General features: G+C 65.0%; 18 protein-coding genes. 12 read left to right on the top strand and 6 right to left on the bottom strand.

Annotation, left to right across the window (positions count from 1 at the left end; translation table 11 throughout):
• The first annotated feature begins 112 nt into the window (after positions 1-112).
• On the top strand, positions 113-1,591 hold the full coding sequence (locus BMX67_RS08800) for a pseudouridine synthase (protein ID WP_090734164.1): 1,479 nt from the start codon (positions 113-115) through the stop codon (positions 1,589-1,591).
• A 38-nt stretch (positions 1,592-1,629) separates the two neighbouring features.
• On the opposite strand, the gene hemP is transcribed toward BMX67_RS08800, so the two are convergent.
• On the bottom strand, positions 1,630-1,749 hold the full coding sequence (gene hemP / locus BMX67_RS08795; RefSeq protein WP_411958260.1) for a hemin uptake protein HemP: 120 nt from the start codon (positions 1,747-1,749) through the stop codon (positions 1,630-1,632).
• Positions 1,750-1,930: 181 nt separating this feature from the next.
• Complete coding sequence (locus BMX67_RS08790) at positions 1,931-2,998, bottom strand: zinc ABC transporter substrate-binding protein (RefSeq protein WP_090734161.1); 1,068 nt, start codon at positions 2,996-2,998, stop codon at positions 1,931-1,933.
• A gap of 83 nt (positions 2,999-3,081) precedes the next feature.
• On the opposite strand from BMX67_RS08790, the gene BMX67_RS08785 reads away from it, so the two are divergent.
• The 4 genes from BMX67_RS08785 to BMX67_RS08770 all read left to right on the top strand — a co-directional run bounded on the left by BMX67_RS08785 (position 3,082) and on the right by BMX67_RS08770 (position 5,532).
• Positions 3,082-3,579, top strand: coding sequence for a Fur family transcriptional regulator (locus BMX67_RS08785; RefSeq protein ID WP_090734159.1), 498 nt, complete (start codon positions 3,082-3,084; stop codon positions 3,577-3,579).
• On the top strand, positions 3,576-4,331 hold the full coding sequence (locus BMX67_RS08780) for a metal ABC transporter ATP-binding protein (protein WP_090734157.1): 756 nt from the start codon (positions 3,576-3,578) through the stop codon (positions 4,329-4,331). The genes BMX67_RS08785 and BMX67_RS08780 overlap by 4 nt, the downstream gene beginning before the upstream one ends.
• Before the next feature lie 17 nt (positions 4,332-4,348).
• Entirely contained in the window at positions 4,349-5,131 is a 783-nt protein-coding gene (locus tag BMX67_RS08775; RefSeq protein WP_090734156.1) for a metal ABC transporter permease, read from the top strand.
• Between the two features lie 197 nt (positions 5,132-5,328).
• Positions 5,329-5,532 carry a hypothetical protein gene (locus BMX67_RS08770; protein ID WP_425438974.1) on the top strand — a complete coding sequence of 68 codons (204 nt, stop codon included), beginning with the start codon at positions 5,329-5,331 and terminating at the stop codon, positions 5,530-5,532.
• Positions 5,533-5,697: 165 nt separating this feature from the next.
• Here the strand turns inward: BMX67_RS08770 and BMX67_RS08765 are convergent, their stop codons facing one another.
• The 4 genes from BMX67_RS08765 to BMX67_RS08750 form a co-directional block, all read right to left on the bottom strand.
• Positions 5,698-6,357: a YjbF family lipoprotein gene (locus BMX67_RS08765; protein WP_090734153.1), complete on the bottom strand. Its 660-nt coding sequence runs from the start codon at positions 6,355-6,357 to the stop codon at positions 5,698-5,700.
• Positions 6,354-8,540, bottom strand: coding sequence for a YjbH domain-containing protein (locus BMX67_RS08760; protein ID WP_245739346.1), 2,187 nt, complete (start codon positions 8,538-8,540; stop codon positions 6,354-6,356). Before BMX67_RS08760 ends, BMX67_RS08765 begins: the two co-directional genes overlap by 4 nt.
• Positions 8,541-8,653: 113 nt before the next feature.
• Positions 8,654-9,460, bottom strand: coding sequence for a COG3650 family protein (locus BMX67_RS08755; RefSeq protein ID WP_139206471.1), 807 nt, complete (start codon positions 9,458-9,460; stop codon positions 8,654-8,656).
• Positions 9,461-9,647: 187 nt separating this feature from the next.
• A complete protein-coding gene (locus BMX67_RS08750; RefSeq protein WP_090734150.1) occupies positions 9,648-11,030 on the bottom strand; it encodes an L-serine ammonia-lyase in 1,383 nt (460 codons plus the stop codon).
• A gap of 227 nt (positions 11,031-11,257) precedes the next feature.
• Here BMX67_RS08750 and dusB point away from each other — a divergent pair, with 227 nt between their 5' ends.
• From dusB to BMX67_RS08715, 7 genes are all read left to right on the top strand, one after another.
• A complete protein-coding gene (gene dusB, locus BMX67_RS08745) occupies positions 11,258-12,259 on the top strand; it encodes a tRNA dihydrouridine synthase DusB (RefSeq protein WP_090734149.1) in 1,002 nt (333 codons plus the stop codon).
• Positions 12,256-13,377, top strand: a complete 1,122-nt coding sequence (locus BMX67_RS08740; RefSeq protein ID WP_090734148.1) for a two-component system sensor histidine kinase NtrB — start codon at positions 12,256-12,258, stop codon at positions 13,375-13,377. The genes dusB and BMX67_RS08740 overlap by 4 nt, the downstream gene beginning before the upstream one ends.
• 12 nt (positions 13,378-13,389) lie before the next feature.
• On the top strand, positions 13,390-14,844 hold the full coding sequence (locus tag BMX67_RS08735) for a response regulator (RefSeq protein ID WP_090734147.1): 1,455 nt from the start codon (positions 13,390-13,392) through the stop codon (positions 14,842-14,844).
• 73 nt (positions 14,845-14,917) lie between these two features.
• The gene (locus BMX67_RS08730) at positions 14,918-17,182 is read left to right on the top strand and encodes a sensor histidine kinase NtrY-like (protein ID WP_090734145.1); all 2,265 of its coding nucleotides are present in this window, start codon (positions 14,918-14,920) and stop codon (positions 17,180-17,182) included.
• Entirely contained in the window at positions 17,179-18,570 is a 1,392-nt protein-coding gene (ntrX, locus tag BMX67_RS08725; RefSeq protein WP_090734144.1) for a nitrogen assimilation response regulator NtrX, read from the top strand. The genes BMX67_RS08730 and ntrX overlap by 4 nt, the downstream gene beginning before the upstream one ends.
• Before the next feature lie 500 nt (positions 18,571-19,070).
• Entirely contained in the window at positions 19,071-20,447 is a 1,377-nt protein-coding gene (gene trkA / locus BMX67_RS08720) for a Trk system potassium transporter TrkA (protein WP_090734142.1), read from the top strand.
• A gap of 8 nt (positions 20,448-20,455) precedes the next feature.
• Positions 20,456-22,081, top strand: coding sequence for a potassium transporter TrkG (locus tag BMX67_RS08715; protein WP_090734141.1), 1,626 nt, complete (start codon positions 20,456-20,458; stop codon positions 22,079-22,081).
• Positions 22,082-22,116: the final 35 nt, after the last annotated feature.

Raw genomic sequence — 22,116 nt, 5'->3', positions numbered from 1 at the left:
GCTTGTCGCAAGGCGGCCATGCAGGCGCAAGATCGCATTTCCCCTTCCCAGACGCCGCGCCGACCTGTAGAAAGCCCGCTTTGCCACCGCAGAGATGCGCAGGAGAGATCGCATGACCGATACCCCCGAAAACACCCCAGCCAAACCCGAAAACGCCGACCGTATCGCCAAGGTCATGGCCCGCGCTGGCGTCGCCAGCCGCCGCGAGGCCGAGCGCATGATCATCGAGGGCCGCGTCACCGTGAACGGCCGCAAGATCGACAGCCCCGCGCTGGACGTTCTGCCCTCGGACCAGATTACCGTCGACGGCAAGAAGCTGGACGAAAAGCAGGACACGCGGCTGTGGTTGTATTACAAGCCGACCGGTCTTGTGACCTCGGAGTCGGACGAAAAGGGCCGCCAGACGATTTTCGACGCCCTGCCGCGCGAACTGCCGCGTGTGATGACCGTCGGCCGGCTGGATTTGAACTCTGAAGGTCTGCTGCTGCTGACCAATGATGGGGAATTGAAGCGTCGGCTGGAACTGCCGGCGACCGGCTGGCTGCGCCGCTATCGCGTTCGGGTGAATGGAAATCCCAGCGATCTGACCTTTGCGCCGCTGCGCCGTGGCGTGACCATTGATGGCGAGGAATTCGCGCCGATGGAAATTCGTTTGGACAGCCAGCAAGGGGCGAATGCCTGGCTGACCGTCGGCATCCGCGAAGGCAAGAACCGCGAAATCCGTCGCGCGATGGCCCATGTCGCACTTCAGGTGAACCGCCTGATCCGCATTGGCTATGGCCCGTTCAAGCTGACCGGGCTGGAAAAGAACGAAGTGACCGAGGTCAAGCGCCGCGTGCTGCGGGATCAGCTGGGTGGTCTGCTGACCGGTGAGGTCGAGGAAAAGGACCGCGAAATGCGCCCGCGTGGGGCCGAGGCGCCGCGCAAGCCGCGCAGCTTCGGGTCGGATCGGCCCGAACGCGGCGACGGCGGCCCGCGTCGCTTTTCGTCGGATGGTCCGCGCCGTGACGGCGACCGCGACGACAGGCCGTTCCGCAAAAGTTTCGGCACCGGTCCGCGCCCGGAACGTGGCGACGGCGAGGGTCGTCCGCAGCGTCGCTTTGGTGGCAAGCCGGGCTTCGACGGGCGTGATGGCGACAAGCCGGGTCGCGGTCCGGGGCGTGGCGGCTTTGGCGGCCAGCGCGGCGACCGTGACGGCAATCGGGGCGAGGGTCGTGACTTTGGCCCGCGCGGTGATCGCGACGGTCCGCGCAAGGATCGCAAGGATTTCGCCCCGCGTGGCGACGGTCAGGGTAAACCGGGCGGCTTCCGCGCCCGGCCCGCAGGCGAAGGTGGCAAGCCCGGCGGCTTCCGCGGGCGCCCGACGGGCGAAGATGGGGGCAAGCCGGGTGGCCGTCCCTTTGGCAAGCCCGGACAGGGGAAGTTCGGCGGATCGAAGCCGGGCGGCGGCAAATTCGGCGGCCCGCGTTCGGGTGGGCAGAAGCCCGAAGGAGGACGGTCCAGCGGCCCGAAATCGGGTGGGGGCAAGCCCGGCGGGCGGCCCTTTGGCGGGCCGGGCGGCAATCGTCCGCGTGGACCCAAGCCGCAGTGATCGAAAGGGGCGCGTTCTGCGCCCCTTTTTCGTGGCTTCTACTTCGTCAGGATCAGCTTGCCTGCGCGGGTGATGCGCAGTTGATAGACCTGTTCATCCAGAACGATCAGCGCCTGGTTGCCACCGCGCGTCAACTCGGTCGCGTCATGCTGGGGCATCCGGGCAAGAACGGCGGTGCCGGGGCGGGAAAAATCTGCGGGGCGCGTAGCGGTCATTGTCGGCCTCATGCTTGCGGGTTGCGTAAGCTAAACCTGACCAATTCGCTTGGGAATGTCAAAGAAAAAGAGTCGGAATTATCCGAAAGCCGCCAATCCTGCGGCTTTCGTGAATTTCTTACTTTTACTTCAGGCAGTTGGTAAGCGTGTTGGCCATATTCGTCAGCACCGCTTCGTACAGCGCCGCCCCGCCGTCCAGCCCGCGCCCTGCGGGGGACAGTTCGTCCCCGATCGTCGCGCCGCTGCCTTCGATCACGCGTTCGACCAAGGCGGCCGAGTGGCCGTATTCCGGAAAGGCGCAGGTGACGCCGCTGTCCGCGATCTGGTCGCGGACCTTGCTGAGATGCGCGGCGGACGGCTCGGAAGCATCGCCGAGCGACACCGCAATTGCCGGCGTCAGGCCGAAGTGATCGGTGAAATAGCCGTAGGCGTCGTGGAAAACGACGAAGGGTTTGTCGGCCAGGGGCCGAAGCTGTGCCGTCAGCGTTTCGTTCAGTTCAGCGATCCGTTCGGACGTAGCGGCGGCATTGGCCTGATAGGTTTCGGCGTTTTCAGGATCCTTTTCCGCCAGTTCCCTGGCGATCTCTTTCAGCCAAAGCTGCGCGTTCAGCGGGTCCAGCCACGCATGCGGATCGGTGCCGCTGCTGTGGTCGTGGCCTTCATGGTCATGACCTTCGTAGGCATGATCTTCGTGGTCGTGGTCGTGGTCGTGGTCGTGGTCGTGGTCCGCATGGTCATCATGCCCGTGATCGTCGTGATCGGCATGGTCACGACCTTCGTGATCCTCGCTCTCATGTTCGGCATGTGCGTGCCCTTCATGATCTTCGTGGGCATGATCATGGATTTCGGGGCCGTCGCCATAATTGCGCAGATGGCTGCCGTCGATGGCCAGCAGGCGCAGCGCGGTATCGCTGCCAAGGTTCGACGAGGCGCGTTCCAGCCACGGGGTCAGCTCGGGCCCGACCCAGACCAGCAACTCGGCCGATTGCAGGTTGCGCGCATCCGAAGGGCGCATCTGATAGTGATGCGGGTCAGCGCCCTTATCCATCAGCACGGACACCTGGGCCAGATCGCCCATCACGGACTGGACCAGCGACCCCACGACAGGGGTATCCGCGATGACCTTGGGCGGGGCGGCAATCGCCGCAGGCGCGGTCAGGGCAAGAAGGGGCAGGGACAGAAACAGGCGCATGGTGACCTCGTGGTGTGGAATTGCGGGGCATTGCTTCCCATGTTACAGAATAACAAGTCAACCAGCATGTGATAAGGTAACAAATGGCACAGGGTAACGACCCCGCGCATGCCTTCGCGCCCCATGACCACGCCGCCTGCCAGGCGCGTGGCCTGGACGAGGCCGAGGCGCGCTTGGCCCGGCAGGGCGCCAAGCTGACGCCCGTGCGCCGACGGACACTGGAGATCCTGCTGGAGGCCCATCGCGCGATGGGGGCCTATGAGGTGCTGGACCGGCTGGCCGAAGACGGTTTCGGCAAGCAGCCGCCCGTCGTCTATCGTGCGCTGGAATTTCTGGTTCAGCACGGGTTGGCCCATCGGTTGCAGCGGCTGAACGCCTTTGCCGCCTGCGCCCATCCGGGCCATGAACACGCGCCGGTTTTCCTGATCTGCCGCTCCTGCAACCGCGTGGCCGAAACCGAGGCCGCGCCTGTCCGCGATCGACTGTCCAAGGCCGCGCAAGCCCATGATTTCACGGTCGAACGCGCCACGATCGAGGCCGTCGGCCTGTGCGGCACCTGCGCCGAGGCCGGCCGGGCATGAGCGCATTGATCGCCGCGCGGCACCTGACCACCCATCGCCCCGGCACGACCGACCCGATCCTGCGAAATATCGATTTTCGCATCGACCCGGGCGAGATCGTGACCGTCGTCGGGCCGAACGGATCGGGAAAATCCTCGCTGATCCGGGCCTTGCTGGGCCATATGCCTCTGGCGCAGGGGCAGGTGGATCGCAGGCCCGATCTGCGCATCGGCTATGTCCCGCAGCGGGTGCAGCTGGATACCGCGATCCCGCTGACGGTCCGGCGCTTTCTGTCGCTGCCGCGACGGGTCTCGGCTGCGGCTGCGGAACATGCGTTGCAGCGGACCGACGTGGCCGGCCTGCAACAGCGTCAGCTGAGCCAGTTGTCGGGCGGCCAGTTTCAGCGCGTGCTTCTGGCCCGCGCATTGCTGCATGACCCGCATCTGCTGGTCCTGGATGAGCCGACCCAGGGGCTGGATCAGCCGGGGATGGTGGCCTTCTACCGTCTGATCGAAGAGGTGCGGCGGCAGACCGGGGCGGCGGTGCTGATGGTCAGCCATGACCTGTTGGTGGTCATGCGTTCATCGGATCGGGTGATCTGCCTGAACGGTCATGTCTGCTGCGAGGGCACGCCCCAGCATGTCAGCACGGCGCCCGAATACCGCGCCCTGTTCGGCGGCGAGGCCGAGGGAACATTGGCGCTGTATCGCCATCGACATGATCATGACCACGACCATGTGCATGATCACCATGACTGCGCGGCGCATCACTGACGCCGGGGATTTGATTGATGCTGGATGATTTTCTGATCCGTGCCGTTCTGGCGGGACTTGGGCTTGCCGCGGTGGCCGGTCCATTGGGCAGCTTCGTGGTCTGGCGGCGCATGGCCTATTTCGGCGATTCGACCGCACATGCCGCGATCCTGGGCGTGGCGCTTAGCCTTGCGTTCAGTTTTTCGATCTACGCGGGCACGCTGGCCATTGCGCTGACCATGGCGGTGCTGGTGACGGTGCTGTCGATGCGGGGGCAGGCGATGGATACGGTTCTGGGCGTGCTGGCCCATTCCGCGCTGGCGCTGGGTCTGGTGGCGATCAGCTTTGTCCCCCAGGCGCGGGTCGATCTGAACAGCTATCTGTTCGGGGATATCCTTGCCGTGGGGCGCGGGGATCTGGTCTGGATCTGGTCGGCGGCTTTCGTTGTCCTGGGCCTTCTGGCGTGGCGCTGGCAGCGGCTGGTGACGGCATCGGTCAACGAGGAGCTGGCGATGGCGGCGGGAATCGACCCGCGGGTCGAGCGTCTGGTCCTGTCTCTGGCGCTGGCGTTGGTGGTGGCGCTGTCGATCCGAATCGTCGGATCGCTGCTGATTTCCGCGATGCTGATCATCCCTGCGGCGGCGGCCCGCCCATGGGCCCGCACACCCGAGCGGATGGCCGCCATCGCCTCGTTGGTGGCGGCGCTGGCGGTGTTCGGCGGCATGGCGTCCAGCCTGTATCTGGACAGCCCCGCAGGACCGTCGATTGTCGTCGCGGCGGCGTTGTTTTATGCAGCAGGACAGGCGTTTCGCCGCAATTAAAGCATTTTTGCAACACCTGCTGCTGGGTCGCATAAAGGCAGGAACCACAGGACTGCGGGGGTGTTGGCGAATATGCAACAGTGACCCCAAGCCCGCGTCGGATTTGAATTAATCCAGCTTTTCAAGTTCTCGGGATTGTGTAACTGTCGCATCGATGTTGCCGGAGACGGCAGCTTTCAACGAAACGGAGCATGATCATGACCAAATTCGCTACTTTCGCTGCCGCTCTCGGCCTGACCGCTTCCTCGGCTCTGGCCGGTGGCTATGTCGCACCCGTCGTCGACGTTGAACCCGTCGTCGTCGAAGAAGAAGCTGCAAGCTCGAACGCCGGCCTGGTTGTTCCCGCCCTGCTGCTGCTGGGTGTGATCGCCGCCGTCGCTTCGGACGACGACGACAGCTGATTTCGGGACGGATCGGAAATTTCCGGTCTGTTTCAAGAGGGCTGGCCTTCGGGCCGGCCCTCTTACCATTTTGGCTGATGCGATCCGGCCCGCGACAAATGTCGTGATCAACGAAAAAAAGCCGGCTCAGACAAGAGCCGGCTTTTCTGTCGCCGTGGTGCCGGTTCAGGGGCGCAATGTCTGAATCGTCACATATCCAAGGGCGGGTCCGATCCACTGGCGCGAGACGGCTATCTGACCGCCCTGCACCATATAGCTGTTCTGGAAGCTGATCCCGTGACCTTCGCAGGTCTCGACGGTCACACCTGGATTGGGACCGGCGCCGACCGCGCAGGCGAACTGCAGCGGGCGTTCCAGACCATCGCCGCTGAAATAGCGCATTACGCGCTGTCCGCTGCCAGCGCGGCCCGAGCGGATCAGGGAATCGGTCTGCGGTTCGGCAACCGACAGGTCGTTGCCCAGACCGCGTGTCCCGACAAGCATCCCGTTACGCAGGATCAGCGCGTCTTCGGCCGGAGTCATATAGGTCCGCATGGCGCCGTTCTGGCCGGTCATCGCCATGATCTGCGTTTGCCCAAGCGACTCGAACCCCGCCATGATCAGCGGGCCGGGATTGACGCGCAGCGCCTCGGCCGCGCGCTGTTCGGGCGTTCGGGCGGGGGCGGCGGGCTGATCGGCAGAGGTGCGCGTCGCCACGATATCTTGCGCTGTGCTGGCCAGAACCCCCCACGGGCCATATTCGGTCTCGTCACCATTGACGTTGCCACAGGCCGACAGGGCGGCCAGCGCGGCGGTGGCCAGCGTGATCTTGTGCGCAGGTTTCATCGCCAGAACCTCCCCCAGCCTTGATAGAGTTTGACGGAATGGCTGTCCCGGACCCGATCGTACAGGCGGCCCTTCACGTTCAGCTGCGCACCGCCGTCGCGGGCCAGCGACCTGATCGTGGTCGTCGCCCGCTCGCGCGAGGGCTGCCCGGTCGCCCAGGACAGCGGGATCGACAGCATCACGCCCTTGTCAAAGCTGCCCTCGCCGAACTCTTCGTCCGAAAGGTCGGTCTTGGTCGCGAAGGCGCCGATCTGCCAGCCATTCGCGAATTCGCGGGTCAGCGTCAGCGTCGCGCCCTTGTCGCCGGCCAGATACTTGCCGACGTCAAGCTGTGCGGTGAAGCCCTGCGAGAACTCGTAATAGGCCGACACATGGCCCATCGTCACCTCGTAGTCGCGAAAGCTGAGAAGCTGGTCGAAATCGCGCTTCTTCACGCGGTTGATTTCCGCCCCGAAACCGAATGGAGAGTCGGCGGGCTTCCACAGGACCTCGGCGGAAACGCCGCCATAGGCGCGTTCCAGCAAGCCGGTGGTGACGCGGGTATAGACGTTCTGCGCTGGCTTGGCATACCACGCCAGCGTCATCTCCGGGATCACCGGAGAGGTGTTGCCGGTATACATACGCGTGTCGGAACGCACCCGCGGAACACCCTCGGGCGTGGTTTCAAGGCTGGGATCGGCCTCGTATTCCGCGGGGGTATAGTATTCGCCCCGTCTGCCCGGGATGCCTGGGCCGCGATCGTCGATATTGCCGATCACACGTTGGCGCACGGCGCCGGTCAGTTCCAGCCCGGGCATGATCTCGTAGGTTGCGCGGGCTTCTGCGCCGGTTTCGTATCCCAGACGGTCCTCGGCACTGAAGATGCCCAAATCCAGATAGGGCTGAATGTTCCAGCGGAAGCGGGGATAGACGTCCTCGCTGCGCACGAGGCCAGCGGGATAGGGCACGGCATCGGTCAGCTGCGATGCGGCGGCGATGCGCCCAGCTTCGGTATTCTCAAGCCGCTCGACATCGCTGCGGCGCATGGTCACCGACGACGTGGGCACGCCATCCTCGCTGGTCGTGATGACGAAGGTTTCGACCGAGGGGGGCAGCGCGCGCGTCATCAGCCGCGCGGTGCGGCCCACGGCTTCGGCATGCTGGATATAGCGGGTGTTGCGGATGCGAACCTCGGCCCGGTTGGCCGACAGGGCCATGGATTCAAGCAGCTGGCCTTCATCCGCCAGCGCATCGCCAAGCGCGGTCTGGATCGCGGGTTGCGCGGTCGGATCCTGCGACCAGGCCCCGGACCAGCCTTCGGGATCGGCCCCCGGCGAGGGGCGCGGCCGCACCGGCGCGGGCGACTTTTCCAGACCCGAAGGATAGGGGGCCTGACGCGGGTTCAGCGCGAAGGAAAATTGCGCCCCGACCTTTTTCGTGCCGATGGTGTAAAGGCCGACCTCGTAATTATCGGCAAAGGTGTAATAGGCACCCAGATTGATGCTGCTGTCCGGTTTTCCACCCTGCTGGTAAACGCGTCCATTATTGTATTGGGCGATATACTCGTCGTGCGAATATTCGGCCACCAGGCTTAGTTTCTCGGTCGCCTGCCACGCAACCGAAGCAAAGGGTTTGGGGCTGCCGGAAAACCAGTCTTCCACATTCGGTTTGCCGCCCTGATCGCCTGCGTCGATCACCCGCGGCTTACCGGCCAGTGTGCCCCAGCCCAGACCGGCCGAGGCGCGGATCGTGGGGGTGACGTTCTTCGTCGCGACGATATATTCGCCCGAATAGACGCCGGTGCCCAGAAAGTCCTGAAGGCCGATAGCCACGGCCGGTCGCCAGCCCTGTTCGTCCAGCGCCTGAAAACGCAGATCGAATGAGCGGTCCAGGATATAACCGTCATTGCGGTAATCGTTGATCCCGTCGACCTTGGAATAGCGCAGCGCGGTGGTCAGGCGTGGCAGCGCCTGAAAGACCACATTGGTTCTGCGCGCATAGTCCGAATAGGACACCGTCGCGCCAAGCGTGCCATCCGGCAGCGCCTCGGCGGTGGGTGTATCGATCCCGCCGGGCATGCCATAGGTCGACATGTTGCGGGCCATCAGCGGGTCGGCAATCGCGGTCGAACTGACCGAGCCGATGACCAACGCGGCCGGAAGGGTCGTCGCCAGAAGGCGTCTGAAAAGGGGCGAGCGGCGCATCAGGTGTCCTCGTTCGACATGTGCCACGATCATAGGGCGCATGACCTTTCTTGTGCAGCCCGCCGTGAAAAACTCTCGGCGGGTGCGTCTTGTATGTCGCAGCGGTCGGCGGGTTATTCGCTGGCAGCGGCGTCGTCGGCGTCGTCGACCGAGGGCGGCGTCGCGGGCAGCGTCAGCGCCGGTGCGGGCAGGCTGGCTGCGGGCGCGGCGGTTTCCGCAGGGGTTTCTGCCGGGGTGGCCGTGGGCGCCTCGGCGGGTGCGGACGGGGTCGGGCTGTCCGGCGTCACGGTGCGGATCTCGGGCAGATCGACCTCGGTTTCGGCGCTGTCGGCAGCCGGCGTCGGCTGGGGCGCGGGCGTCGTGTCGGCGGCCGGTTCGGGCTTGTCCGCCACCGGGGCGGGTGCCGGGCGCGCCTTTGCGGGCTTGGGCTTGGCGACGGCTGCGGGTTTCGGCGCGGCCGGGGCCGGGGCCTTGATCGCGGCAACAGCCTGCGCCACCTCGGGCGAGGCCGGACCGGCACAGCCCTGATTGCGGCGACCGCCGACCTTCAGTTCTGCCGTCATCGGGAATTTCTGGCCTGACATGTCGTCGGTGCAGTCGCGCCCGCGTACGGTCAGCACGAAGGGGCTGCCATCCAGCACGCCGATATATTCCACGCCCTCGGCAAAGGTCAGGCGTTCCACGCGCACGGCACGGCCCTTCTGGTTCGACGGCGTCTTGTAGATCGCGGTCTTGCCCGATGCATCGACCGACCAGAACGGCTCATTTCCGCGGGCAGTGAAGGCGTTGGTGTTCAGGGTACGCGCCTCTGCGGTCGAAACGGCGGCGCCTTCGGCCCCGGTTTCGATCGGCGCGTCCAGCGGTGAAACGCCCGGAGGGCCCTTGTGGCCCTGTTCCTCGACGGGGGCGTCCTTGGACATCCCGGGAAGCCCCGTGCCTTCACATGCGGCAAGCGACATGGACATAAGGGCGATGAGTGCGAAACGCGAAGACATCTGTCGGCCTTTTATTGAACTGCTCTGGATCACTGTCACGCAAGCGTTAGCAATCGCAGCCCCTCGGGGCAAGCTTCGCACGCGCGGGACGGCAAGGCCCCGCTTGGCCCGATCAGCAGTTTGGTACGTTCACCGCAAGGCCGCCAAGCGAGGTTTCCTTGTATTTCTCGCTCATGTCGCGGCCGGTCTGGCGCATCGTCTCGATCGCGGCATCCAGCGGCACGAAATGCTGACCATCGCCGCGCAGGGCAAGGCTGGCGGCGCTGACGGCCTTGATGGCGCCCAGGCCGTTCCGTTCGATGCAGGGGACCTGAACCAGACCTTTGACCGGGTCGCAGGTCATGCCCAGATGATGTTCCAGCGCGATTTCTGCCGCGTTCTCGATCTGCTGCGGGGTGCCGCCCAGAACCGCCGCCAGCCCGGCCGCGGCCATGGCCGATGCGCTGCCGACTTCGGCCTGGCAACCGCATTCCGCGCCCGAGATGCTTGCATTATGCTTGATCAGCCCGCCGACGGCGGCGGCGGTCAGCAGGAAATCGGGCAGTTCGCGTTCGCTGGCGCCCGGAACATGATCCAGCCAATAGCGGATGACGGCCGGCACGACGCCCGCCGCGCCATTGGTCGGCGCCGTGACGACCTGCCCGCCGGCCGCGTTTTCTTCGTTCACGGCCATGGCATAGGTCGACATCCAGTCATTGATGACATGGGGCGCGGTCAGGTTCATGCCACGCTCGGCCAGCAGTTTCTGGTGAATGCCCTGCGCGCGTCGCCGCACGGCCAGCCCGCCGGGCAGCGTGCCGCCCGCCGACAGGCCGCGATCCATGCAGTCGCGCATCACCTGCCAGATCCGCATCAGCCCGTCGGTCAGGTCGGCCTGATTGCGATAGGTCAGTTCATTCGCACGCTTCATCTGCGCGATCGAACTGCCTGATTTTTCGGCCATCGCCAGCATTTCGGCGGCGCTGGCAAAGGGGTAGGGCACACGCGGAACGGCATCGCTGCGATCCTCGTCCCCCTTGCGGCTGAGTTCTTCTTCGGTCAGGACAAAGCCGCCGCCGACGGAATAATAGATCCGGTGAAAGATCACGTCGCCCTGCGCATCGGTCGCCGACAGGGTCATGCCGTTGGCGTGACCGGGCAGGGCATTGTCATAGTCGAATCGCAGATCGGCGTCAGGGTCGAAGGCCAGGTCGCCCAGACCGTCGGGGGTCAGCATGCGGCTGTCGCGGTTGCGGGCCAGTGCGGCCTCGGCCTCGTCGGCGTCGATGGTGGCCGGAACAAAGCCCGCCAGGCCAAGAATTGTCGCGCGATCAGTGGCATGACCCTTGCCGGTGAATGCCAGGCTGCCATGCAGGCTGGCGCGCAGCCCGTGCGCCTTGAAGGGCTGCTGGCGCAGGTCCTCAAGAAAACGCGCCCCGGCGACCATCGGCCCCATCGTATGGGACGAGGAAGGCCCGACCCCAATCTTGAAAAGATCGAACACCGAAAGAAACATCTGTCCCCCTTGCATCTTGCACCCCATCTAATCAGGAAGGCGCCTTCGCGCCATGGCGGATGCGACATTTGCCTTGCACGGATGCGACATGCCTTGAAAATAGGCTGCATCATTTTGCGGCAACCTGATTAAATTTTGGGCGATCCTTATCGGGTCGCGGGAACATGGCCGTCCGCGGACAGGGTCGCGCTTGCGGTGGATGGCACCAAGGGTAAAGGAACATAGTCATGCAATTGCCTGACCCGATCATGATTGGCGACGTGCCCCTTGGACCGCCCGTGTTTCTGGCGCCGATGGCGGGGATCACCGATCTGCCCTTTCGCCGCGCGGTGGCGCGTCACGGCGCGGGGCTGCTGGTCAGCGAGATGGTCGCCTCGACCGAAATGGTGACGCCGCGCCCCTCGACGCGGGCGGCGGTCCGCGCCAAGGCGCTGACCGAAGGCGCGTTGCCTGTCAGCGTGCAGATCGCCGGGCGCGAGGCGCAGGCGATGGCCGAAACCGCGCGGATCGTCGCGGATATGGGCGCACGGATCATCGACATCAACATGGGGTGCCCGGCCAAGAAGGTGACGGGCGGACTGTCGGGTGCGGCGCTGATGCGGGATCTGGATCACGCGCTGGGGCTGATCGAGGCCGTGGTCGGTGCGGTCGATCTTCCGGTGACGCTGAAGATGCGGCTGGGCTGGGATGACAGCTGCCTGAACGCGGCAGAACTGTCGCGCAGGGCCCGCGATGCGGGCGTGCGGATGCTGACCGTGCATGGCCGGACGCGGGCGCAATTCTACAAGGGGCAGGCCGATTGGCGGCGCATCCGCGAGGTGGCGAACCTGCCCGGGCGGCCACCGCTGGTGGCGAATGGCGATGTCACCGACGCGGCCTCGGCCCGCGCGGCGCTGGATCAGTCGGGTGCCGATGCGGTCATGGTCGGTCGCGGCGCGCAGGGGGCGCCGTGGGTGCTGGCGCAGATCGCCCATCAGCTGTGGGGCACGTCCGCGCCGGTCATTCCGCAGGGGGCCGCGCTGGCCGATGCGGTCGAGGAACATTATTCCGACATTCTTGATCTTTACGGCGCCGAACTGGGCCTGCGCGTCGCGCGCAAGCATCTGGGCTGGTATGCCGATGCCAATGGCGCGCCCTTGCGGGCCGAGATGCTGCGCGCGCCGTCGGTCCCCGAAACGCTGCGGCTGATCCGCACGGCTTTTGCCGATGCCGCGGGTGTTGCCGCATGACCTGCCCCCGGCCCTCTGATTTCCGCGAGGCCGAACCCGGTCCGGCATGGGTGCAACTGCCCCTGCCATCGCTGATCCTTGATCGGCAGGGGCGGGTCGCGGCGATGAATGACGCGGCAGAGGTCTGGCTGAACATTTCGCGCAACTCGACCCTTGGCAAGCGGCTGGAGGGCGACCGTCTGGCGACGCGGCTGCGGATCCGGCCTTCGCTGCGGCCGCTGTTCACGCGCGTGATCGATGGCGACGAGGCGCTGTATCAACCCGGCGTCCGGTTCGAGATCGGCGATCGCGCGGGCGGGCATCAGGCGCGTCGCGCCGCGGTCCATGCCGGACCTGCCGATGGCAGCGGCGGCGCGGTGTCGATCCTGATCGTCCCCGAGGACGAGGCCGGGATGATCTATCACAGCCGCGCGGTCCGCACCGCCGCACGCAGCGCCATCGGCATGGCCGAAATGCTGGCCCATGAAATCAAGAACCCGCTGGCGGGCATTCGCGGCGCCGCCCAGATCATGGGCATGAATGCCAGCGCCGAGGACAGCGAAATGGCCGAACTGATCGTCAGCGAGACCCGCCGCATCGTCGCGCTGCTGGAACAGGTCGAGCGTTTTGGCGACACCTCGGCGCCGAAACTGGCGCCGGTGAATGTGCATGACGTGCTGGAACAGGTGCGCCGCTCGGCCGCGGTCGGCTTTGCCAAGACCCTGTCGATCGTCACCGATTACGACCCCTCGCTGCCCCCGGCACTGGCCGATCAGGACCAGCTGATGCAGGTCTGTCTGAACCTTGCCAAGAACGCCGCCGAGGCGCTGACCGGCAGCGGGCAGGGCAGCACCATCCGCCTGCGCAGCTTTTACGACCACACGCTGCGGATGCCGCCCGATGCCGATTTTCCCAAGGGCCGTCCCTTGCCCTTGCAGATCGAGATCGAGGATGACGGCCCCGGCCTGCCCGACGCGATTTCCGATCAGGTGTTCGAGCCCTTCGTCTCGGGGCATGAGAACGGCACCGGTCTGGGGCTGGCGCTGGTCAGCAAGATCATTACCGACCACGGAGCCCTGATCCGGGTGGACAGCCGCCCCGGACGCACCGTGTTCAGACTTTCACTGCCAAAGGCATAAGGATCCCTCGCCATGGACGGAACCGTTCTGATCGCCGATGATGACCGCACGATCCGCACCGTGCTGACGCAGGCGCTGACCCGTGCGGGTTGTCGGGTTCATGCGACCGGCAGCCTGGCGCAACTGACCAAATGGGTCGATGAAGGGCGCGGCGATCTGGTGATCACCGATGTGATGATGCCCGATGGCAACGGCATCGACCGCATCCCCGAAATCCGCGAAACCCGGCCCGACCTGCCGGTGATCGTGATTTCGGCCCAGAACACCATCGTCACCGCGATCCGCGCGACCGAGGCCGAGGCCTTCGAATATCTTCCCAAGCCCTTCGATCTGCCCGACCTGATGGCCAAGGCCAATCAGGCGCTGTCGCGACGGGTGCGCAAATCCGATCCGCTGCCCGAAGGCGGCGCAGTGACCCGCGACAGTGCCGATCCGACCATGCCGTTGATCGGCCACGCGCCCGCGATGCAGGCGCTGTTTCGGATGGTGGCGCGGGTTCTGAATGCGGATCTGCCGGTGCTGATCGCGGGCGAGCCGGGTGTCGGCAAGACCATCATCGCGCGATCCTTCCACGAATTGTCGGATCGCCGCGAACGCGGGCTGGCTTTTCTGACCTCGGCCGATGCCGGGGACGAGGCATTCAGCCGCGCCGCCGAAAAGGCACGGGGCGGCACCATCGTGATCGAGAATCCCGCCGGTTTCGATCAGGCGGCACAGGCGCGGCTGATCGGCATGATCGAATCCATCGAGGCCGGCCCGGATCGCGCCATGGCCCCGCGCATCGTTGCCACCACCGGTCCCGAACCGCAGGCCGATGTCGCGAATGGGCGGCTGCGTTCGGACCTGTATTACCGTCTGGCGGGGGTGACCGTGTCGGTGCCGCCCCTGCGTGCGCGGGTCGATGACATCCTGCCGCTGGCCGCGCATCTTCTGGCCCGCGCGGCATCGCAGGGCCTGCCGGAACGCAGCCTGTCCGACGAGGCGGCGTCGCTGCTGCGCGTCCATGCCTTTCCCGGCAATGTGCGCGAACTGGAAAACATGATGCGGCGTCTGGCCCTGACCGCCAGCGGTGCCGCCATCAGCGAGGCCGAACTGCGCGAGGCGCTGTCCCAGCAGGGCGGTGCCGCCCCCGCGATGCCGGTCGTGGCCGCGGCCACCGCCAGCCCCGCCACCGTCAGCGCGCCATCGCCCGGTCCCGCGATGACCGGCGGCACCGGTCGCCTGTCCGACAGCGTCGAGGCGCATTTGCAGCGCTATTTCGACCTGCATGGCGACGCCTTGCCGCCACCGGGCCTGTATGACCGCATCCTGCGAGAGGTTGAACGCCCGCTGTTGCAGGTGGCGCTGGACGCGACCGGGGGAAATCAGCTGAAATGCGCCGATCTTCTGGGGATCAACCGCAATACACTGCGCAAAAAGCTGACCGAGCTGAATATTGAGGTGACAAGGCGTCGCAAACTGATGTAAAACCGCCACAGGTAGCAGTGTCAGAGTCACGGCGCTGCAACAATAAAGCCGCGAAAGACGGCGAGTGGGGGTTATGGCAGGCTCTGTTATCGGGCTGAGCTGGGACAGGCTGGCACGGATCCGCGTCCGGCGACAGTGGCGCGGAATACTGACCTGGGGATTGCTGGTCGTCGGGGCCGTTCTGGCCGTGGCGACGATGACGGTTCTGGGTCCGCTGAGCGTCGGCGCACATGGCCGGATGCTGCGGCTGGTGCTGTTGCTGGACCTTCTTTACATCATCGTTCTGCTGGGGCTGGTGATCGCCCGGCTGGCCCGCCTGATCGCCGCGCGGCGCGCCTCGGCGGCCGGGTCGCGGTTGCATAGCCGACTGGTCGTGGTTTTTGCCGGGCTGGCGCTGATCCCGACCGTTCTGGTGGCGCTGTTCGCGGGCTTTTTGGTCAATATCGGTCTTGAGGGGTGGTTTTCGGACCGTGTTCAGCAGGTTGTCACCACCTCGCAATCCGCGGCCGAGGCCTATCAGCAGGAACACCGTCAGGACCTGACCGAGGATGCCAGCGCACTGGCCGCCGTTCTGGTTCAGGCCGGGCGAGCGAACCCGCTGATCGAGGACGGCGAGATGCGGCAGTTGCTGGCGCAGGGGCAGTCGCTGATCCAGCGAGGCCTGCGCGAGGCCTATATCATCGACGGTTCGGCCAAGATCCGGTCGCGCGGCGAACGCAGCTATCTGTTCTGGTACGAAGCCCCCAGCAGCGAAGAACTGGATCAGGCCAAGTCCGAAGGGCTGGTCCTGATCGAGGATTGGGCCAATGACGAATTTCGTGCACTGGTGTCGCTGCCACCGTTGGCCGACCGCTATCTTTACGTCACCCGCGATGTCGATGGCGATCTGCTGAGCCTTCTGGACGACACCCGCCAAACCGTCGGCGATTATCGTCAGCTGGAACGCACGCGCGGGCAGGTTCTGTTTGAATTTTCGCTGGTCTATCTGGGTTTTGCACTGCTTCTGGTGGCGGCCTCCGTCTGGCTGGGCCTGTGGTTCGCCAGCCGCCTGTCGCGCCCGATCGGGGCGCTTGCGCTGGCCAGCGAACGCGTGGGACGTGGCGATCTTGATGTGCAGGTGCCCGTGCCCGACACCGGTGACGAGATCGAAACGTTGGGCGCCAGTTTCAACCAGATGACCCGTCAGTTGAAGGCGCAGCGCGAAGAACTGGTCGAAAGCTATCGCGCCAGTGACGATCAGCGCCGCCTGTTCGACAATGTGCTGTCCTCGGTCACCTCGGGCGTGATCGGTCTGGACGCGGCGGGCGAGATCGACTTTCTGAACAGGTCCGCGACCCGTCTTCTGGGGCTGGAACCCAGCCGCGATATCGACGCGCTGCTGTCCGAAGCCGTGCCCGAATTCGGCCCGCTGTTCGAACGGTTGTCGGGATCGGTGAACGAGGCCGTCCAGGACGAGGTGCGCCTAAGCCGCGAAGGCCGAATGGAAAGCCTGCTGGTGCGGATGGCCGTGCGGCGCGGGGCGGATGGTGCGCTGGAAGGTTATGTGGTCGCCTTTGACGATGTGACCGAACTGGTCAGCGCCCAACGCATGGCGGCCTGGGGCGATGTGGCCCGCCGAGTCGCCCATGAAATCAAGAACCCCCTGACCCCGATCCAGTTGTCCGCAGAGCGGATCCGCCGCAAGTTCTCGGCCCTTGCCGATCCCGAGGAAAAAGCCGCGCTGGATCAATATACCGAAGTGATCATCCGCCAGACCAATGATCTGCGTCGCATCGTGGATGAGTTCAGCCGCTTTGCCCGGATGCCGGAGCCCGACCGGGCCGAAACCGATCTGGCCGCGCTGCTGCGCGATGCCGTGCTGATCCAGCAAGACGCCCTGAAAGGCGCGGTCAGCGCCGATATTCCGGATCAGCCGGTGATCGTGGACTGCGATGGCGGCATGCTGCGTCAGGCGCTGACCAACCTGCTGAAGAACGCGGGCGAAGCGGTTGAAGAGGTGGCCGAAAATCCGCCCGACGGCTGGTCGCCCTCGGTCCGGGTGGTGATGGAGGCCGCGCCCGATACCGTGACCATCCGCATCACCGACAACGGCACCGGACTGCCCGCGGATCGCAGCCGGTTGTTCGAACCCTATGTGACGATGAAATCGCAGGGCACCGGCTTGGGCCTGCCGATCGTCAAGAAGATCGTCGAAGAGCATGGCGGCAGCCTGCAACTGACCGACGCCGCCGACCATCGCGGCGCGATGGCCGAAATCCGTTTGCCGCGGGAACGACATCCCGTCCGCGGCGCGCACCGAAAATCCAAACACGAAAAAGACGAGGCAGGGACGATATGAGTGACATTCTGATCGTCGATGACGAACGCGACATCCGCGAACTGGTGGCCGATATCCTGAAGGACGAAGGCTTTGCGACCCGCACGGCGGCCAATTCCGACGAGGCCGTCACCGCGCTGAACGACGAGGAACCGGCGCTGATGATCCTGGATATCTGGCTGAAGGACAGCCGGATGGACGGGATCGATATCCTGAAACAGGTCAAGCGCAACAATCCCGACGTGCCGGTGATCATCATCTCGGGGCATGGCAATATCGAAATCGCGGTCGCGGCGATCAAGCAGGGCGCCTATGACTTTATCGAAAAGCCGTTCAATATCGACCAGTTGATGGTGGTCATCAACCGGGCGATGGAGACCAGCCGCCTGCGTCGCGAAAACAGCAGCCTGAAACGCGGTGGCACGCAATTGGGCGAAATGCTGGGCCAGTCGCCGGCCTTCAAACGGTTGCGCGACAATCTGGACAAGGTGGCCAAATCCAACGGTCGTGTCATGCTGTCGGGCGAACCGGGCAGCGGCAAGGAAATGGCCGCCCGCTATATCCATGCCCACAGCCCGCGTGCGAATGCCCCGTTCATCACCGTGCCCTGCGCCACGATCGAACCCGACCGCATGGAAGAGGTTCTGTTCGGCCGCGAAAGCAGCGATCGCGGGGTCGAGCCGGGCCTTCTGGAACAGGCTCATGGTGGCGTGATCTATTTCGACGAGGTCGGCGACATGCCCACCGGCACGCAATCCAAGATCCTGCGGGTGCTGACGGAACAGCAATTTGCGCGGGCCGGTGGTTCGGACCGGGTGCGTGTCGATCTGCGGGTGATTTCCTCGACCAACCGCGATCTGCCCGCAGAAATCGCCGCGGGTCGGTTCCGGCAGGAACTGTTCGACCGGCTGAACGTGGTGCCGATCGTGGTGCCTTCACTGGCCGAACGGCGCGAGGATATCGCCGCGCTGGCCCATCACTTCATCGACTATTGCCAGCAGACGCAGGGGCTTGCCGCGCGCGAACTGCCGGATGAAACGGTCGCCGCGCTGCAATCCATGCGCTGGCCGGGCAATATCCGGCAGTTGCGCAACGTGATTGAAAGGGTGCTGATCCTGGCCGAGGAAAGCGGCCCGATCCAGCCTGCCGAACTGGAACCGCAGGGCGCGACGCCCGACAACAGCGATGTGCTGAGCCTTGGGCCGCAGGTCACCGCCATGCCGCTGCGCGAGGCGCGCGAGATGTTCGAGCGGGAATATCTTCTGGCCCAGATCAACCGTTTCGGCGGCAATATCAGCCGCACCGCGCAATTCGTCGGGATGGAACGCAGCGCCCTGCACCGCAAGCTGAAATCGCTTGGCGTGGTGGGCGGTATGCGCGGCGAGGATGAGCTGGTGACCGGCAAGTAAGGCCGGTTGTCCAACGACCGACGGCGGGTTTTGACCTCCGCCGCCGGTCGCCCCGGCGTCAAGTTGCGCCTGACGGTGTTCGGGGATTGAACGGCTCGGACATCGAAACAGGACAGGAAGCAGACGAAACCCTGTTTGCTTGATGCTGCGATGCCGTCAGGAACGCCTCTTTGGCCGGGTTGGACGATGTGCCCCAAGGGCCGAGTGTAGTCAGCACGCCCCCTGGCATTTTGCGAATGTCGAGGTGATGACCGCGAACCGTTCGGTTCGGCAAACCGCACCGTCCTGGGCGGGCATCGCGCTCTCAACATGGTTAATTTTACCCAAGCCGTCCGGCTTCCGCAAGGGAAGCTTGTAAATCACACGCAATTTGCGGTTGTGGATATGTGCGCCCATTCCAGGCGCTGTTGCAGGGCGCGGCCACCACGACAGTTGCACCCGGCGACCTTGCAGCATAGTCAGAGAAACGGACAAGACGCCGTTTCTGCACGAGGGCAGGCATGAAGATCATCATCTGCGGGGCAGGGCAGGTCGGTTGGCAGATCGCCCGTCACCTGTCGGGCGAGCGCAACGATGTCACCGTCATCGACAATAATGGCGAACTGATCCGGCGCGCGACCGACGCGCTGGACGTGCAGGGGGTGACCGGATTTGCCAGCCATCCCGACATTCTGGACCGGGCCGGCGCGCGCGATGCCGATCTGCTGATCGCGGCGACCCATTCCGACGAAGTGAACATGGTCACCTGCCAGATCGCGCATTCGGTGTTCCAGGTGCCGCGCAAGATTGCCCGTCTGCGCAGCAGCGCCTATCTGGACGCGATCTATTCCGATCTGTACCGCACCGATCACCTGCCGATCGACGTGGTCATCAGCCCCGAATCCGAGGTCGCAAAGGCGGCGCTGCAACGCCTGTCCGCGCCCTCGACCTTTGATGTCGAAACCTTTCTTGGCGGCAAGATCCAGTTGCTGGGCATCGTCCTGGAAGATGACTGTCCGGCGCTGAACACGCCCCTGCGGCAGTTGAACGAGATCTTTTCCAGCCTGCGCGCCATCGTCGCGGGCATCCGCCGCGACCGGCGTCTGTTTGCCCCCGATCCGGGCGATCAACTGTTTGCGGGCGATCAGGTCTATATCTTCAGCCATGTCGATGATGTGGCCCGCACGCTGGAAATCTTTGGCAAGCCGCCCCTGAAACAGGAACGTGTGGTCATTATCGGGGCGGGCAATGTCGGCCTGTCGGTCGCCCGCACGCTGGAGGCGCGGCCCGACCGGATCCGTGCCAAGCTGATCGAACGCGACCGTTATCGCGCGGAATTCGCCGCAGATCGTCTGGAACGGACCATCGTGCTGAATGGCGATGGCCTGTCCGCCGAATTGCTTGAGGAAGCCTCGGTTCCGTCTGCGGATGCGGTTCTGGCCGTCACCGATGACGACAAGACCAATATTCTGGCCGCCGTGCGTGCGAAACAGGCGGGGGCCAAGCTGGCGATCACGCTGATCAACGATCCGACGCTGGTGCCCTTGATGGGCGCGCTGGACATTGACGCCTATATCAACCCGCGCGCCACCACCGTGTCGACCATTCTGCGCCATATCCGGCATGGCAGGGTGCGCGACATCTATTCCATCGGCGATGCCGAGGCCGAGGTGATGGAGGCGCAGGTCATGTCCACCTCGTCCATGTCGGGGCGGGCGATCCGCGATATCGAATTTCCCGAAGGCGTGCTGATCGGCGCGGTCCAGAAGGGCGACCGGGTGTTGAAACCCTCGCCCGACATGCGGCTGGAAGAGGGGGATATCGTCCTGATCTTCGCCCTCAGCCATGACGTCCCCGAGGTCGAGCGCCTGTTGCAGGTCTCGATCGACTTTTTCTGAGGCGCCCGGTGGCTTTTCTTGCCCGCCTGCCGATCCTGTTGCAGCTGTCGATCATCGCCGCGCTGGCGATGCTGATTCCGGCGATCTATGCCTCGTCCATCGATGAACATGCCATTGCGCGCAACTTCTTCTACTGGTGCAACCTGACGCTGGTGGTGACCGGGATGATCGGGCTGGCCGGTGCCGCAAATCGCCGCCGTCAACAGGCGCGCCGCGATCTGGTCAGTTGCGTCGCGATATTGACGGTGCTGCCGCTGGTTCTGGCGATGCCCTTTGCCGAAAGCCTGCCCGATACCGGCATTTTCAACGCATGGTGGGAAATGGTGTCGTCGCTGACCACGACGGGGGCGTCGCTGTATTCGGCCGATCTGCTGCCGATGCCGCTGCATCTGTGGCGCGCTTTGGTCGGCTGGCTGGGCGGGCTGTTCATGCTGGTTGCCGCGGTCGCAATCCTGGCGCCGCTGCGCGTGGGTGGGTTCGAGATCATGTCCTCGCCCTATGGTCGCAGCGAACAGTTCGAAAGGCTGCCTGCCTCGTCCGATCCGCTGGTGCCGCAGTCGCACCTGTCCTCGCCGCTGTTTCACACTGAACTGGCCGATCCGCGTCAGCGCCTGTTTCGCGCCACGCAAGAGGTTTTGCCGATCTACGGGCTGCTGACGCTGATCCTGTGGATGGTGCTTCTGATGCTGGGGGACAGTTCGCTTGTGGCGCTGTGCCGGGCGTTGGGTACGCTGTCGACCAGCGGCATCAGCGTGACACTGGATACGGCGGCGACCGGGTCGGGTGTGCTGGGGGAGATGGCGATCTTTCTGTTCCTGATCCCGGCCCTGTCGCGGCGTTTCTGGCCCGGCGGGGCCGAGTTGCGGGCGACCGAGAAACTGCGCCACGACCCCGAATTGCAGATGGCGATATTCCTTGTCGGGCTGGTGGCCGTGATGCTGTTTGCCCGCCATTTCATCGCCGCGATCGAGGCCGGATCCGACACGCCCGGCCCGCTAAGCCTGGGCGATATTCAGGCGGGGCTGTCGGCCTTCTGGGGCGGGCTGTTCGGGGCGCTCAGCTATCTGACGACGACGGGCTGGTCATCGGCGGATTGGCAGGGGGCGCGGGCCTGGTCGGGGCTAAGCACGCCGGGGCTGATCCTGGCCGGTCTGGCGATGATGGGCGGTGGCGTCGCCACCACGGCGGGCGGGGTCAAGCTGTTGCGCGTCTATGCCCTTGCGCGTCATGGCGAGCGGGAACTGGAACGGATCATCCATCCCAGTTCGGTCGCGGGTGGTGGACGCATCGCACGCAGGCTGCGCCGCGAGGGGGCCTATCTGGCCTTCATCTTCTTCATGCTGTTTGCGACCTCGATCGGGGTGACGGTCATGCTGGTCTCGATCCAGCAGATCGAGTTCGAAACCGCCACGATCCTGTCGATTGCGGCGCTGACCAATACCGGTCCGCTGGCCTCGGCCATCCCGTTGACGCCGGTTTTCGAGGGCTCGGCCGGGATCGCCTCGGCGCCGTGGGAAGGGTGGTCGGGCCTGTCTGTGATCACAAAGGCTTTTCTTGCCGGGGCGATGATCGTCGGGCGGTTGGAAACCCTGGCGATTCTTGCGCTGTTCACGCCCGAATTCTGGCGCCGCTAGACCGTGGCGTGGCAATTTCGCCCGATTGATTTTCA

Origin of the sequence: Paracoccus homiensis (assembly GCF_900111675.1) — a bacterium.
Taxonomy (GTDB): Bacteria; Pseudomonadota; Alphaproteobacteria; order Rhodobacterales; family Rhodobacteraceae; genus Paracoccus; species Paracoccus homiensis.
The sequence above is the reverse complement of the archived record's forward strand: the minus strand, read 5'-3'. Positions and strand labels throughout refer to the sequence as shown.